This window comes from Bradyrhizobium sp. USDA 4451, assembly GCF_054822585.1.
Map to the genome: position 1 here is coordinate 5,728,735 of NZ_JBTRCH010000001.1, position 14,803 is coordinate 5,743,537.

The 14,803-nt window shown below is 64.3% G+C and carries 13 protein-coding genes; 2 read left to right on the top strand and 11 right to left on the bottom strand.

The genetic code is table 11. From position 1 onward, the window contains the following. Window positions 1–33: 33 nt before the first annotated feature. The 9 genes from ACVMB0_RS26405 to ACVMB0_RS26445 form a co-directional block, all read right to left on the bottom strand. The gene (locus tag ACVMB0_RS26405) at window positions 34–786 is read right to left on the bottom strand and encodes a DUF2147 domain-containing protein (protein WP_456754794.1); all 753 of its coding nucleotides are present in this window, start codon (window positions 784–786) and stop codon (window positions 34–36) included. A 179-nt stretch (window positions 787–965) separates the two neighbouring features. Further along, window positions 966–1,739 carry a transporter substrate-binding domain-containing protein gene (locus ACVMB0_RS26410; RefSeq protein ID WP_461348157.1) on the bottom strand — a complete coding sequence of 258 codons (774 nt, stop codon included), beginning with the start codon at window positions 1,737–1,739 and terminating at the stop codon, window positions 966–968. Window positions 1,740–1,790: 51 nt separating this feature from the next. Next, a complete protein-coding gene (locus ACVMB0_RS26415; protein ID WP_461348158.1) occupies window positions 1,791–2,462 on the bottom strand; it encodes a hypothetical protein in 672 nt (223 codons plus the stop codon). An 80-nt stretch (window positions 2,463–2,542) separates the two neighbouring features. Then, window positions 2,543–3,967, bottom strand: a complete 1,425-nt coding sequence (locus tag ACVMB0_RS26420) for an amidase (protein WP_461348159.1) — start codon at window positions 3,965–3,967, stop codon at window positions 2,543–2,545. A 158-nt stretch (window positions 3,968–4,125) separates the two neighbouring features. Further along, window positions 4,126–5,115, bottom strand: a complete 990-nt coding sequence (locus tag ACVMB0_RS26425; RefSeq protein ID WP_461348160.1) for a hydroxyacid dehydrogenase — start codon at window positions 5,113–5,115, stop codon at window positions 4,126–4,128. Window positions 5,116–5,144: 29 nt separating this feature from the next. Further along, window positions 5,145–6,245 carry an ABC transporter ATP-binding protein gene (locus ACVMB0_RS26430; protein ID WP_456798100.1) on the bottom strand — a complete coding sequence of 367 codons (1,101 nt, stop codon included), beginning with the start codon at window positions 6,243–6,245 and terminating at the stop codon, window positions 5,145–5,147. A gap of 4 nt (window positions 6,246–6,249) precedes the next feature. Continuing rightward, complete coding sequence (locus tag ACVMB0_RS26435; RefSeq protein ID WP_461348161.1) at window positions 6,250–7,161, bottom strand: carbohydrate ABC transporter permease; 912 nt, start codon at window positions 7,159–7,161, stop codon at window positions 6,250–6,252. Beyond that, window positions 7,161–8,099, bottom strand: coding sequence for a carbohydrate ABC transporter permease (locus ACVMB0_RS26440; RefSeq protein ID WP_461348162.1), 939 nt, complete (start codon window positions 8,097–8,099; stop codon window positions 7,161–7,163). The genes ACVMB0_RS26435 and ACVMB0_RS26440 overlap by 1 nt, the downstream gene beginning before the upstream one ends. 115 nt (window positions 8,100–8,214) lie before the next feature. Further along, complete coding sequence (locus ACVMB0_RS26445; protein ID WP_456754786.1) at window positions 8,215–9,555, bottom strand: ABC transporter substrate-binding protein; 1,341 nt, start codon at window positions 9,553–9,555, stop codon at window positions 8,215–8,217. 453 nt (window positions 9,556–10,008) lie between these two features. Between ACVMB0_RS26445 and ACVMB0_RS26450 the strand changes: the two genes are divergently transcribed. Then, window positions 10,009–10,767: a Spy/CpxP family protein refolding chaperone gene (locus ACVMB0_RS26450; protein WP_456754784.1), complete on the top strand. Its 759-nt coding sequence runs from the start codon at window positions 10,009–10,011 to the stop codon at window positions 10,765–10,767. A 354-nt stretch (window positions 10,768–11,121) separates the two neighbouring features. On the opposite strand, the gene ACVMB0_RS26455 is transcribed toward ACVMB0_RS26450, so the two are convergent. Next, a complete protein-coding gene (locus ACVMB0_RS26455; protein ID WP_456798098.1) occupies window positions 11,122–11,523 on the bottom strand; it encodes a VOC family protein in 402 nt (133 codons plus the stop codon). A gap of 24 nt (window positions 11,524–11,547) precedes the next feature. Further along, window positions 11,548–14,154 (bottom strand): MFS transporter, encoded by a 2,607-nt coding sequence (locus tag ACVMB0_RS26460; protein WP_461348163.1) that lies wholly within the window; start codon window positions 14,152–14,154, stop codon window positions 11,548–11,550. 236 nt (window positions 14,155–14,390) lie between these two features. Between ACVMB0_RS26460 and ACVMB0_RS26465 the strand changes: the two genes are divergently transcribed. After that, window positions 14,391–14,672 carry a PilZ domain-containing protein gene (locus tag ACVMB0_RS26465; RefSeq protein ID WP_461348164.1) on the top strand — a complete coding sequence of 94 codons (282 nt, stop codon included), beginning with the start codon at window positions 14,391–14,393 and terminating at the stop codon, window positions 14,670–14,672. The last annotated feature ends 131 nt before the right edge of the window (window positions 14,673–14,803 follow it).

A 14,803-nucleotide genomic window follows, 5' to 3' on the forward strand; every position in this document is an offset into this window, starting at 1 on the left:
GATTTCGCTGCGCTCCATCCGGGCTACAAGAGGTCAGTTCACCCGCGTCCAGGTCTGGCCACCGCAGAACATGCCGCCGAATGCGCAGCCCTGGACGCGCAGCGTGTCGGGGCCCTTCAGCGCGATGGTGGAATCGTACGTGCTGCCGCTGTTCGGATCGAAGATGCGGCCGCTCCATTTGTCCTTGCCGGGCTTCATGTTGATCAGAACCTGCTCGCCGTTGGCGTTCGACTTCTTGTCGACCGAATAACCGCAGAGATTGGCACCGCATTGCTCGATGCGGACCTTGCCTTCCTTTTCCTCGGTCAGCCAAAGGCCGAGCGGGGAGTTGGCTGCTTGCACGGGGGTTGCTGCCGGCTTGGGCGCCGGCGCGCTTGGCGGCGCGGTGCCGACAGTGACGGGCCTTGCCGGCGGCGCTGCGTGGGGCGGCGCGTGTGACGGCGGTGTGGTCGCGGCGGCCGGCTGAGATGTTGCTGGCGCGGCCGGGGCAGCAGTCTGATCAACGGTCGCTGGAGCAGGCGCTGGCGCCGCAGCAGGTGGTGCAGCCGGCGCGGTTTGAGAATCCGTCTTGGCTTCCTTCGGAGCCGGCTCGCGCTTCTGCTCGGCATCCTTGCTCCTGGCGCGCTTGGTGTGGCGGGGAGTATTGTCGTAGACGCCGGGGATCGAAACCGTGCCGCGATCGGGATCGATGCGGATGGTGCGACCGCCATAGTCGAAGGTGTGTTGCGCCTGTGCTGCGGCCGTGCTTGCCAGCGCAAGGGTGGCGATCGCCAGAAGCTGCCTCATCTCGACCTCCACTGCAGGGAACCCCTTCGCAAGGGCTATCCGGTGACCGCCTCGTTGAACGTGTCCCAAATCACGGTCAGAACATGAGTCGTGTCCTCACCGATGAGGTTCAAATCACTGATTGCGGTCTGGTTTCAGGCGATCCGCATCGAATGATGAGCGCGTGCGTTTGACGCAGGCTATTCGAACCACGCAGCGTAGATCTTCGCGTAGCTGCCGTCTTCGCGCGCGATGTGAAGCCATTGGTCGACGAACGCCTTCAAGGCGACGTCGCGCTGCATCCAGTACGCTTTCTCGGCGAAGTCGAACGGCTTGTCGGGATGCACGGCGCAGAGCACGCCGGGGTGCAGCTTCTGCTGATAACGCGTCTCGGACGCGTCGGTCATCATCAAATCGGCGTCGCCCTTGGCGATCTCGTCGAAGATTCTGGTGTTGTCGTTGAAGACACGGATGTCGGCGGCCTTCACCTTGGCGCGCGCGAACCGCTCATTGGTGCCGCCGGGATTGACGATGACGCGGGTGCCGGGCTTGTCGATCTCGGCGAGGGTGTCGTACTTGCCCTGGTCGGCGCAGCGCACGATCGGCGTCTTGCCCTCGCGCATGATGGGTGTCGAGAACAGGCCCTTCTTCTGTCGGTCGAAGGTGATGGAGATGCCGCCCATTGCGATGTCGAAATTGTCGGCCTCGAAATCCCTCATCATTTGCGGCCATGATGTCGGCACGAACTCGACCTCGACGCCGAGCGCCTTGCCGAGCGATCGCGCCATGTCGACGTCGAAGCCGCGGAAGGTCTTGGTCTCCTTGTCGAGCGCCGTGAAGGGCAAATAGTCGCCGGTCATCCCGACGCGCAGCGTGCCGCGCTTGACGATCTCATCGAGCCGGGACGGCGCGGTCTGCGCATGCGCGGCGGACAGAAGCAAAGCGAGAGCGAGGCCGGCCAGCGCGCGAAACATAAAAGTGTTCTCCATTCGCGGATTGCGGTGCCCATGGGTGTGCGTCGTCACTCAAGCTTCGGTGTTGTCCTTGCGCGCCTGAAGGGCGGTCGCAGTGCGGCTGATGATCTCGTGCCTGAAGTGCTCGAAGCGGCGGCGCGCTTCGGCTTCGCGATCGTCGACGAATTTGATCGCCGCGTCCCTGTCCATCGGGCCGTTGACCAGCGGGGTCGATCCTTCGCCGACGGTCTCGTCGACATAGTATCGGCCACCGTCCTCGCGCACCGTCCAGCGAAAGCGCAGTGCGGCCATCGGGCCCGGGCCGGACTTCGAATAGCCGTTCGCCTCGATCGGCTGGGCCGGTTGGACGGGTTCAGGCTCCGGCTCGCTTGGCTCCGGTTCGACCGCTGCCGGTTCGACGACCTCAGGTTCGCGGGTCTCGGGCTGGCTTGGCTCGGGCTGTTCGGCAGGTTCGGACTGTTCGACCGGAGACGGCTCGACCGCCGACGGCGCGGCGGGGGCGTGCTCGGTGGACACAGTCGTGATCGACACGGTCTCCACCGTAACGATTTCGACCGATGTTGGCAGAGGCGGCGGCATCGCGATCGTCGCCGGCCGCTCCTCAGCGGGCTCGGCTGCCTTGTCAGCCGTCTTGTCGGACGGTTTGGCCTTCTCGGGAGGCGTCGTCGTCTGATCGAGAATGCTTGCGATCGCGGCGAGCGCATTGTCGGTCGGGTCACTCACGGTTCGGCCTCCCAGGCATGGCGCCGGCGGAATCGCGCCGACGCCCTTCCTATCTACCTGATCTGACTGTCCTTTGTCAGCTAGGCGCAGACCGGCGGGCGGCGGTCCTTCCAGGGCCGGACCTGTTCGAGCTGGCCGGCGAGGCGGAACAGCAGGCCTTCTTCGCCGAGCTTGGCCGCGAACATCATGCCGAGCGGCAATCCAGCCTTGTTCCAGGCCAGCGGCACCGACATCGCCGGCTGGCCGGACATGTTGAACATCGAGGTGCCCGGCATATAGCGGCGCAGCACCGGCGCAATGTGGGTGAGGTCCTCGGACATCGTGTTCAGCTCGCCGAGGCGGAGCGGCGGCGCGCACAGCGTAGGGCTGAGAAAGATGTCGCAGCCTTCGAAAAAGGTCGCGAGCCCACGCGAGATCTGGAATGCGGCAAGCTGCGCGGCGACATAATCGGCCGGGGTCATCTTGGCCGAGTTCTGGCCGCTGGCGAGCGTCAACCGCTCGACATCGTCAGATGTCAGCGTGCGCCCGACGCGCTGCTCGAGCAGGCGGATCGTCAGCGCCGTGTTGCCGGCGACGATCGTCGTCATGGTCGCGGCCGGATCGGCTGCAAGCGGCGGTGCGCGCTCCTCGACATGGTGGCCGAGCCCGGCCAGCATCTTGGCGACGTCGCGGACCGCCGCTGATATCTCCGGATCAATGGCATCGCCATAGGGCGACTTGTCGGTGAAGCTGATGCGCAGATGGCCGGGGTCGCGGCCGACCTCCTGCGAGAACGGCCGCTCCGGCGGGGGCGCGACGTAGAGGCTCGACGGCTCCGGACCATGGATCGCATCCATCATGACCGCGCTGTCGCGGACGCTGATGCTCAGCACATGGCCGACGGAGAAGCCGCCCCAGCCTTCGCCGCGGTCGGGGCCGACCGGGTTGCGGGCGCGGGTCGGCTTCATGCCGAACACGCCGGAGGCGGAGGCGGGGATCCGGATCGAGCCGCCGCCGTCGCTGGCATGTGCGACCGGCACGATGCGCGCCGCAACCGCCGCACCGGCGCCGCCGGACGAGCCGCCGGAGGAATGGTCGAGATTCCAGGGATTGCGGGTCGGGCCGAACAGGCGGGATTCCGTCGTCGGCATCAGCCCGAATTCCGGGCTTGAGCTTTTGCCGAAGATCGTAAGCCCGGCGTCGAGGAAGCGCTGCGCCAGCGTGCTGTTATGGTCGGCGACAAAATCCTTCAGCAGGCTGGCACCCGAGGTGGTGCGCGTGCCCTCGAGCAGATCGAGGTCCTTGAGCAAAAATGGCACGCCGGTGAAGGGACCGTCAGGCAGACCCTTGGCGATCTGGCGCTCGGCGTAGTCGGAATGCTTGACGACAACAGCGTTGATCTTCGGATCGATGGCGGCGGTGCGCGCGATCGCCTCGTCGAGCAATTCCTTCGCGGTCACGTCCTTGTTGCGGACCAGCTCGGCGAGACCGACCGCATCGTAGTTGCCGAATTCCTTGAAAGCCATGTGCATGCTCCGCATCGCCGGGCCGACCTTGCCGGATCGGCCACTGCGCAACTAGAGCACGATCCGGAAAAGTGTGAAGCGGTTTTCCGAAAAGATCGTGCTCAAACAAACTAAAGCGCGATGACCTATCTCATCGCGCTTTTGGGAAGGCTGAAAGCTCAGCCGAGGACGTCCTGGTTGATCACGTTCTGGCGCAGCGGATTGCCGTCCAGCACGCTCAGGATATTGCGCGCGGTCTGTTCGCTCATGCGATCGACCGCCTCGACGGTGACGCCCGCCACATGCGGCGCCATGATCACGTTGGGCAAAGCGTGCAGCGGCTGGCCGACCGGCGGCGGTTCGATCTCGAACACGTCGAGGCCGGCACCGGCGAGCTTGCCCGACACCAGCGCGTCGTGCAGCGCCTTCTCGTCGACGATGCCGCCGCGGGCGGTGTTGATGAGATAGGCGGTCGGCTTCATCAGGCGGATCCGGGCCGCGTTGAACAGGCCGACCGTTTCGGGATTCTTCGGGCAATGGATGGTGACGAAATCCGCCCGCGGCAATGCTGCCTCCAGGCTAGGCACCACCTCGCAGCCGGCCGCGGTGATCTCGCTGGCGGGCTTGTAGGGGTCGTACACCAGCACGTTCATTTCCATCGCCAGGCAGCGCTTGGCGGTGCGGGTGCCGATGCGGCCGAAGCCCACGATCAGGACGGTCTTGCCGTAGAGATCGAACGGCAGCACGCCGAGCCGGCTCGCCCAGGTGCCGTCCTTGACCATCGAATGCATTTCCTGCGCGCGCTTGGCCAGCGTCAGCATCATGAACAGGGCCTGCTCGGCGACCGACGGCGAGTTGGCGGTGCCTGCGACCATCAGCGGCACCTTGCGGCGGGACAGCGCCGGCACGTCGACGGCGTCGTAGCCGACGCCAATCCGGGTCACCACCATCATGCCCTTGGAGGCTTCCAGCTCGGCCTCGCCGAACCGGGTGGCGCCGAGCGCGACGCCATGGACCGGGGCATGCTGCTCCAGCATCGCCTGGAAATCCTTGGCCGAGATCAGGTTGGGAAATTCGATGAGTTCTACGTCGTCCCGCTCGTTGAGGAGCGCCCGCGCGCCCGGAGACAGAGTCTGGGTGATGAAGATCTTCTTCTTGTTGGTGGCCATTTCCTGCCCTTGAGGTTTCTTGTACGCCGTCAAAGGACGGCGCCGGTCACCTCGTTTAGCAAATGCATATTGTTGAGGTCCACAGCCAATCGGAGCGGGCTGCCATCCTGCGCGCCGGCATTGGGGTTGACCCGGCCGCAGACCTGGCTGCCCTCCAGCGTGAAATAGACCAGGGTCTCCATGCCCATCGGCTCGGTGACGTCGAGCACTGCGTCGAACGGTTCGACGCCGGGCTCGGCGTGCGGCCGTGCCTCCATGACGTGCTCGGGGCGGATGCCCAGCAACAATTTGTCGCTGCGCGAGAGCGCCTGGTAGCGGGCGGCGCGCGCCGGCGGCAGCGCGAAGGCGAGCCGGTCGGTCAGCCGCACGTTGAGCTTGCCGCCGACATCCTCGAGCCGGCACGGCACGAAATTCATCGCGGGCGAGCCGATGAAGCTTGCGACGAACTTGGTCGCCGGCTTGTGATAGAGCTCGCTGGGCGTGCCGATCTGCTCGATCCTGCCGTGGTTCATCACCACCACGCGGTCGGCCAGCGTCATCGCCTCCACCTGGTCGTGGGTGACGTAGACGGTCGTGGTGCGGACCTTCTGGTGCACCTTCTTGATCTCGATCCGCATCTGCACGCGCAGCTTGGCATCGAGGTTGGAGAGCGGCTCGTCGAACAGGAACACCTTCGGATTGCGCACGATCGCGCGTCCCATCGCGACGCGCTGGCGCTGGCCGCCGGAGAGCTGCTTCGGCTTGCGGTCGATCAGGTCGGTGATGTCGAGCATGCGGGCGGCCTCGGTGACCCGGCTCTTGATCTCGGCCTTGGGATAGTGTTTCAGCCGCAGCCCGAACGACATGTTCTCGGCGACGGTCATGTGCGGGTAGAGCGCATAGTTCTGGAACACCATCGCGATGTCACGGTCCTTCGGCGGCACGTCGTTGACGACGTCGCCGCCGATCATGATGTCGCCGTCGGAGATGTCCTCGAGGCCGGCGATCATCCGCAGCGTCGTCGACTTGCCGCAGCCGCTCGGGCCCACCAGCACCACGAACTCATGGTCGGCGATATCGAGGTCGATGCCGCGCACCGCCTCGACCTCGTCGTAACGTTTCACCACCTTGCGCAAACTGACGTCGGCCATAAGTTCAACCCTTTGTCGCACCGGCGGTCAGGCCGGCAATGTAGTAGTCCATCAGGAAGGCGTAGATGATCAGCGGCGGCGCGGCGCCGAGCAGGGCACCGGTCATGATCTGCCCCCAGTTGAAGACGTCACCCTTGATCAGCGTGGTGATGATGCCGACCGGCAGCACCAGCTGGTCGGTCGAGGTGGTGAACACCAAGGGATAGAGAAACTGGGCCCAGGACACGGTGAATGCGAAGATCGTCGCCGCGATCAGGCCAGGCAGCGCGACCGGGATGAATATCCGCGTCAGCGTCTGGAACCAGCTTGCCCCGTCGATGATCGCGGCCTCGTCGAGCTCCTTCGGGATCGAGGCGAAATAGCCGATCATGATCCAGGTGCAGAACGGCACCGTCAGCGTCGGATAGATGAACAGCAGCACATACCAGCGATTGACCAGCTGGATGCCGGTCCAGTCGCCAAACACCGCGAACATCTTGAACAGTGGAATGAACAGCAGGCTGTCCGGGATCAGGTAGGTGAGGAACACCCCGGTCGCGAGCGTCGCCGAGCCCCAGAACTTCATCCGCGACAGCGCAAAGGCGGCCGGCACGCTGATCAGCATCGTGATGGTGACCACGATGATCGAGACCCAGGCCGAATTCCAGAAGAAGCGCAGGAACTGGTTCGAGGTCAGAAGCTCGACGTAATTCTCCAGCGTGGGCTGGTGCACCCACCACGGGTTGGTCGCCGCCGAAATCTCGGCGCTGCCCTTGAGCGAGGTGATCAGCATGTAGAACGGCGGCGTCAGCGAGAAGATCGCAAACAGGGTCAGGAAGAAATACGACCAGCGCAGAGCCCAGGTCCGGTCGCGGCTCATGCTGCCATACTTGATCTTGCGGGTCGGGCCGGACTTGTCGATCGTCATCGTGCTCATCAGGCTTCGTTCCCGCGTTTGGAGATGTCGCGCAGGATGAAGATCGCTGCAACCGCGAGGATCGGCACCATGAACAGCGAGACGCTGGCGCCGAGCGGAATGTCGCTGCCCTCGATGCCGACGCGGAACGCCCAGGTCGCGAAGATATGGGTGTGATCGAGCGGGCCGCCCGCGGTCAGGATGCGGACAATGTCGAAATTCGCGAAGGTCACGATCAGCGAGAACAGAGTGGTGATCGCGATGATGTTGCGCATCATCGGCAGCGTCACGTACCAGATGCGCTGCCACCAATTGGCGCCGTCGATCGCGGCTGCTTCATAGAGCTGGTCGGGTACCGATTTCAGCGCCGCCAGATACATGATCATGAAGAACGGCGCGCCGTACCAGACGTTGACCAGGATCACCGAGAAGCGCGCCCACATCGCATCGCCGGTCCACGGGATCGGCCCGATGCCGAAGAACGATAGCGTGTAGTTGAAGGCGCTGTAGGACGGATCGAACAGCCAGAGCCAGGCCAGCGTGCTCATGGCCGGCGGGATCACCCACGGCACCAGCAGCATGCCGCGCCATTTGCGCTGCTTGTTGGCGGGCACGTTGTGCACGAAATGCGCGACGATGAAACCGATCAGGGCTTTGAAGATCACCGCCGAGATCGCGAAAATGCAGGATTGCTTGACCACCAGCCAGAAGGTGTCGCGCTTGAACAGGAACTCGAAATTGCCGAAGCCGACGAACTTGGTCATCGCCTTGTTCAGCGTCGCGAGGTGCAGCGAATACAAGGCGGGGTAGAGCACCAGAACAGCGATCAGGATGATCAGCGGCAACGTCATCAGGAACGCGGCCATCGACTTGCGCCGCAGCGCGTTGCGCAAGCCGACGCGGCGCCGACCCGACTGGGCTGCGGCCGCGCGGTTGGGGTGGAATGCGACATCAACCATAACGCAGGTCCCTCGCGCGGGTTGGTTGCAGACTCGCCGGCTCGGCGGCTGGGATGTAGCGGCGAGAGCTCGCGCGGCCGGCACGATCGGCCGGCCATGCGGGGCTCGCTTGTCGTCAGCTTCGCATAAAGCCTTCACACTCGCCCTCGGCCCAGGCGAGGGTCTTTTCCATGCTTTCACCCTGGTAGTATCGCAGGCACATCTTGGTCAGGGTGGCCTGGAAGTAAATCTGCTGGGCAACCTTCGGCGGCGCCGGCGATGCGGCGATCGACAGGGTCTGATGGTTGTATGGGTTGGGATAGTGGTACAGCGTGCCCTTCGGCGGGGCCTGCTCCTGCCAGATCTTCAACGTGGTCAGGTTGGCAAAGGCCGGAAGATCGTAGCCGCCGCTGGCGTTGACCAGCCGCTCGATCGAAGCCGGCTGCGACAAATGGGTCAGCAGACTCTTGGCCGTTTCCTTGTTCTTGGAGAAATTCCAGAGGGACAGGAAGTAGGGCAGGAACGGCGCGAAGCGGCCCTTGGGACCGGCCGGGAAGCCGTGGGTCCAGCATTGCTCGGCGATCTGCGGTGCGTCGCGCTTGGCCACCGCCCATGCGCTTGGCGGATTCATGATCATCGCGCCCTTGCCGGCCACCAGCCATTTGTTGTTGGAGGCATCGTCCCATGCCGAGACGTCGGGCGGCAGGAAGGCGATCAGCTTCTTGTAGTAGTCGAGCGCCTGGCGGACCGCGTCGGTTTTCACGGTCAGGTTGCCCTTGGCATCGACCAGTTCGGCGCCGAACGACTGGAAGATCGCGCCGGCGGTGTCGACATTGTCGCTGGTTTCGCCAAGCCCGATCCCGAACGGGAAGCCGGCCTTGTGGCAGGCTTCGGCCGCCTTAAGGAAGGTATCGAGGGTCCAGTTGTCCGCCTTCGGCGGGCTGCCTGCCGGATACATTTCCTGCACGTCGATGCCGGCATATTTCTTCATCAGGTCGATGCGCGAGCAGGGGCCCTTGATCTGGCTGCCGAGGCAGGTGGGAACACCGAGCCATTTGCCGTCGAGCTGGCCGAGATACTTGACGGTGCCGTTGACCTCGCCATTCTGCTTGATCAGCGGCTCCATGACGTCGTTGACCGGCTCGAGTTGCTCGGCGTTGGAGTGCACCCACCACGTGGGCATGGCGAAGATGTCATGACCGGTTTTCGCCTGCGCTTCGGCGGCAATGGTGACGAGGTTCTTGTTGCCGACGCTGGTGATGTAGTCGATCTGGACCTCGACCTTCTCCTTCTCGGCCCATTCCTTGACCAGAGCGGTCGACTCGCCGTTCGCGCCGGGCACCCAGTGATCCCAGAAACCGATCGAGAGCTTTCCGGCTGCGTAGGCGCCGCGCACGTAAGGGGCTGTAACGAGCGCCGCCGATGACAGCGCTGTCGCTGCAACGAATTCTCGGCGCGAAAGCTTCTTCCGTGACATGGCATTCCCTCCCTGGTCGCCGACGGACAAAAGACTTTTTCGAATCCCGTCGTTGTTTTTGTGCGTCGCGTTGGCGCGACGTCGCGGAATTTCGTTCACACTGATCAGAACAGAATTGCTTGCGGCTGTCGAGAAACGAGATGCCGGTCCCGAGTAGTACTAACGTTGTGGTCAAATTGCAGGCAGGGTCAGCAGCGGCGTCGCAATTGCAGGTGGATTTCAGCGTTTCGTGTAATCATGTTGCGATGCACGCGATGCGCGACGCAGAGACGCGCGAGACGGTGCGCGGTTGAGCCGCAGGTTTCCGGTTGGGCCGGATCAACCGTGTTCCCGTCATGTTGATGCCCGGCGCGACCGATAGACTCGCTGAAGCTGGAAACGATAAAGTCTGGATTCGTCGAACCGACCCCCGCATCAAACGTGCAATCCACCATCGATCACGGAGATCCGATCATGCTCATCCCGGTAGCGAAGCTGCGAGCACAATGGAGGTTGTGCGCCGCGGTTGGGGCCGCCACCGTCACGCTGCTTGCAGTGCCTCACATGGTCGATGCGCAGATCGTGCAGGGCGTCGAGAAAGGCGCGCGCGAGGGCAACAAGGCCGCCGGACCGGTCGGTGGCGTCCTGGGCGGCGCGATCGGGGGCGTGGTCGGCGTGGTCACCGGCGTGACCGGGGTATTCACCGGCAACAACGCCAACAACGCCAATCCCAGTGCCGGCAACGGCAAGAACGCGCAGGCGCCGGCGTCAGGCGACAAGCAGGGCGCCAAGGCCGGCAAATCGGCCAAGGCCGCGACCAAGGACAAGGGTGCCAAGCAGCCGCCGACGATGCTGACCCAGGCGGGCGCGCCGCAACTCACGGCCGAACAGATCGTCGCCAACAGCGACGCCAACATCGAGCGGATCAAGAAGGAACTCAATCTCACGCCGGAGCAGGAAAAGAACTGGGCCGGCTTCAACAGTGCGATGCACTATCTCGGCCATAACGGCGCCGACCGGCTCAACCTGCGCATCGCGCGGGCGCAACGCGATCCACCCGATGACATCATCGAGCAGATGCGCAACGAGGCTCAGTTCCTCAATGACCGCGCGGGCGATCAGCGTAACGTTGCCGACGCCGCCGAGCCGCTCTATGCGAGCCTCGACGACAAGCAGAAACAAATCTTCATCAACGAAATGGTCCGCCTCAGCCACGAACGCGGGCTCGACTAGAGCCGTTTTCATGGGATTGGAATGAGGACTCCAGACTCCTGTTCCGAAGCGTTCTCATTACGCGAACGGATATCGACTTCGCTTGGAAAGCTTTTACGGATATATCGCCGGCGAAGTGGGGACGAATAGCCGGGCCACCATGCCCTGGGGTAGGTTAAAGGCGCAGCACCCGGCTATTCTGCCGCAGCGGCGCGGCCCGGTTAATTCGTCATTCAATGTTGAAGAAAAACGGACCGGATCACGCCCGAGTGATGGCCGAGTCGGGGCCTTGTCGGGAACCGATTGCGCGACATGAAAACTGGCCGGCAGATGCGCCGACCAATTGTTGAGCAGATCAGTTCAGCGCAAGCCGGTTCAGCTCTTGGGAAAGTTCAGCTCAACGCCGACGCCGTCGGGATCGTAGAGGAAGATCTGGGTGTCGCCGGTGCGCGGCACGATCTGCTCGCGGAAGCTGACGTTGTTCGCCTGGAGGCGCTTGCGCACGCCGTCGACGTCGGTGGCGGCAAAGGCGATGTGGTCGAGGCGACCGGTGTCCTCATATTTCTTCTCGGTGCCGCGCACCACGATGCCGTCGCGCGGCTTGCGGGTGCCCATCAAATGGACCGTGGCCTGGCCGCCGGAATAGAGCCAATAGCCGGGGAAATCGAGCGGCGGGCGATCGCCGTTCTCGAGCCCGAGCACCTCGCAATAGAACGTCTTGGTCTTCTCCAGATCCTGCGGTTCGATGGTGAAATGCTGTAGTCCGCCCAGTGGCATGGTTCGTCTCCTTGAGAATTGAGATTAGACAAAGCTGAGGTCGGCATTGACGCCGAGCATCCAGGCGCCGACGGTCTCGAAATGGCTGAAGCGGCCCTGCAATTGCTGGGTCACGGTGTGGATGTCGCGGAAGCGGCGCTCCAAAGGATGGCCGTCGAAGATCGCGGTGGCGCCGGCGGTGTTGTAGGCGAAGTCGACGGCTTCCTTGGCCTTGTGGATGGCGTGCGTCGCGGCCATCCGGATCGTCATGCGCTGCGCGACGGTGATGCTGTGGCCGGCCACCAGATCCTGCCAGATGTCGGCCATCGACTGCAGCAGGAAGGCGCGGGCAGCGCGCAGATTGACCTCGGACTGGGCAAGGCCGGACTGCACCACCGCATTGTCGCGCAACGTCTTCGTCATGCCGCGCGGCACCTTGTTGCGGGCGACGTCGAGGAAATTGTCCAGCGCGCTGCGCGCAATGCCACAGGCGACCCCGGCAAAGCCGACCTGATAGCAGGTGTGGTTGCTCATCCGGTACAGCGGGCCGTTCTCGCGGCACTCGCGGTCGAACTCGCGGGTGATCGAATGATCCGCGCGGACGAAGAAATCGTCCAGCGCGAACTGGTCGCTGGCGGTGCCGCGCAGCCCGACCGTGTTCCAGATGTCGGTCCATGCGACGTCTTCGGTCCGCACCAGCATGGTGCGCTCGATTTGCTCGCCGTTGGCGTCGCGGCGCGGCGAGCCGTCCGCGGCGTAGATCGGGCAGTGCGCGCCGAGCCAGGTCGCGTGCCGTCCGCCCGAAGCAAACGACCAGACCCCGGTGACGCGGTAGCCGCCCTCGCATTCGATCGCCTTGACCTTCGGGCCGGGGCCCCAGGCCAGCACGGCGCGCGGGTCGGCAAACACCTCCTGTGCGACCGGCAGATCGAGATAGGCCGCCGACATCGCACAGCCGCCGGCCTGGCTCAGACACCACGCCGTCGAAGCGTCGGCCTTGGCGATGGCTTCGATGACATGGAAGAAGGTGACGGGATCGGTCTCGATCCCGTCGGTCGAACGCGGCAACAGCAACCGGAACAGCCGCGCCTCATGCAGCCGGTCGAGCAGATCGGGCGGCAGGCGGCGCACCGTTTCGATCTCGTTGGACGCCGCTGCAACCGCGTCCCTGATCGCCTCGGCGCGGGCGATCACGTCGCGATCGCCCGCAAGATCGGCTGAAGTCACGCTCATGTCCGCCTCCCTCAGGCGCGCCGGATGGTGGCGGGAGGCCGCGACGTCGGCCGTCGCATTGAGCTCCTTGTCGATCTGCTCGATCGACTTGCCCCGGGTCTCAAGCCCGAAGAACAGATAGACGGCGCCCGCCATCAGGAACCAGCAGCCGAGATAGACGAAGGCAGTCGGGATCTGGGTCAACGGCACGTCCGGCTTGAGGTAATTGTTCGAGCCAACGATCAGGGCAAGCCCGACCGGCCCGATGATCTTGCCGATGCCGCCGAAGCCATAGGCCGAGCCCATGCCGGTGGTGCGCAGATGCGACGGCCAGACCTCCGCCGCATAGGGACCGACGATCGCAAAGCCGCCGTCGGCGAAGAAGAAGGCGGCACCCAGCAGCAGCCAGAACGCCGACATGCCGAACAGCGTCGCGTCGTAGTGATAGCCCGCGATGATCGTGAGCGCACCGGCGCCGAAGCCGAGCAGGCCGCCGGCGACGCGCCGTCCCAGCAGTTCCGAGAAATAGGAGAACGAGATGCGGCCGAGGAAGCCGGTGACGCTGAGCAGGATCATCATCTTGGCGGCCTCCTGTGGCGTCACCTTCAGCAGCAGGACGAACAGCGAGGGCGCCCACAGTGTGATGCCGTAGACGCCGGTCTGCGCGCCGGCATTGCCGAGCCAGGAGACGATCAGGCTGCGCGGATATTTGAACAGGTCGAACCAGCTGGTCTTAACGATCGGGCCGGCGTCGGCCGCGCTCGGCAAGGGCAGTTCGGAGGGCTGGAGCTGGAGCGCCCAGGCGAGCGACTTGCGGGCTTCGTCATAGCGTCCTTGCCGGCACAGCCAGCGCGGCGACTCCGGAACCCAGAGCCGGACCAGCAGCACCAGAACCGCCGGCAGCACGCCGATCGCAAACAGCAGCCGCCATTGATCGGTGCCCATGATCGCACCCAGCACCGCGCCGAGGCCGACGCCGAGCGGGATCACGCAGGTGACGAGCCCGCCGACCCAGCCACGCTTGTGCGAGGGCATGAACTCCTGCACCAGCGGCAGGTCGACGCAATACAGGCCGCCGACGCCGGTGCCGACGAAGAAGCGCAGGATCGCCAGATAAACCCAGCCATTGTCGGGGGTGAAATAGAGCAGGCCGGTCGCGATCGAGAAGTTGAGCACCGTGCCGATGAAGACGATGCGGCGCCCGACCCGGTCGGCGAGCCAACCCCAGAGATAGGCGCCGATGATAGCGCCGATGCCCGAACTCATCAGCACGGTCGCCGACTGGCCGAAGGTGAGTTTCCAGGGCCCGATCAGGAAGGCGAGCACGAAGCCGATCAGGAAATAGTCGAAGAATTCCAGCGCATCGCCGATGATGGCGGCCGCAAGAATCTTGATCTGGTTGCCGGTCAGAGTCGTCCGGCGATCGAGAATCTCGAACATGGCGCGTCTCCCCATGGCGCCTGTTCATTATTGTTCGGAGCGTGCGTCGCGCCAGCGCATCGCCCATCGGATGAGGCTATCCTCGCGCCGCCGCGAACGGCAAGCCCGCGCCGACGCGGAGCTCATCTGCACGGACACGATAAGCAATTCGGCTTACTGCTGCGCACAAATCATGGTGCGAAAGCCCGACGTGAGCCGCGCCAGCCGTTGACTCCGGTAATGCCGATCGCCCACCTTTGCGCGAACAGAGCGTGGGGGCAGGCCGGGTGGACGAAAAGCGCAGGCATCCGCGAACCGAGGTCAATGAACCCGGCTATGTCTCGTCGGGCGGTTCGGTCATGCACTGCACGATCGTCAACGTATCCCCGGACGGGGCGGCGATCGAAGTCGAGAACCCGGCCTTCGTCCCGCACAGATTCCGCCTGGTGATGGCCGGCGATGCCTCCGTCGTCTACGAGTGCCAGGTGATCTGGAGCAAGAAGACGCGGATTGGACTGAGTTTCGTGAAGGCAGGTTAGCGCTGCGCGGCGCAAAAAAGACGGCTCCCGCGCGGAACACCGCGCCGAAGCCGTCTGGGATGGTCGTTTGCCGATTACGAACGCCGCCTCAACGCGAGGCCGGCAACTTCGTTCCGCGTCGCCCTGAAATA

Coding starts and splice junctions, on each gene's coding strand:
- ACVMB0_RS26405 (WP_456754794.1), bottom strand. CDS start 786: ATGAGGCAGCTTCTGGCGATCGCCACCCTTGCGCTGGCAAGCACGGCC.
- ACVMB0_RS26410 (WP_461348157.1), bottom strand. CDS start 1,739: ATGTTTCGCGCGCTGGCCGGCCTCGCTCTCGCTTTGCTTCTGTCCGCC.
- ACVMB0_RS26420 (WP_461348159.1), bottom strand. CDS start 3,967: ATGGCTTTCAAGGAATTCGGCAACTACGATGCGGTCGGTCTCGCCGAG.
- ACVMB0_RS26425 (WP_461348160.1), bottom strand. CDS start 5,115: ATGGCCACCAACAAGAAGAAGATCTTCATCACCCAGACTCTGTCTCCG.
- ACVMB0_RS26430 (WP_456798100.1), bottom strand. CDS start 6,245: ATGGCCGACGTCAGTTTGCGCAAGGTGGTGAAACGTTACGACGAGGTC.
- ACVMB0_RS26435 (WP_461348161.1), bottom strand. CDS start 7,161: ATGAGCACGATGACGATCGACAAGTCCGGCCCGACCCGCAAGATCAAG.
- ACVMB0_RS26440 (WP_461348162.1), bottom strand. CDS start 8,099: ATGGTTGATGTCGCATTCCACCCCAACCGCGCGGCCGCAGCCCAGTCG.
- ACVMB0_RS26445 (WP_456754786.1), bottom strand. CDS start 9,555: ATGTCACGGAAGAAGCTTTCGCGCCGAGAATTCGTTGCAGCGACAGCG.
- ACVMB0_RS26450 (WP_456754784.1), top strand. CDS start 10,009: ATGCTCATCCCGGTAGCGAAGCTGCGAGCACAATGGAGGTTGTGCGCC.
- ACVMB0_RS26455 (WP_456798098.1), bottom strand. CDS start 11,523: ATGCCACTGGGCGGACTACAGCATTTCACCATCGAACCGCAGGATCTG.
- ACVMB0_RS26460 (WP_461348163.1), bottom strand. CDS start 14,154: ATGTTCGAGATTCTCGATCGCCGGACGACTCTGACCGGCAACCAGATC.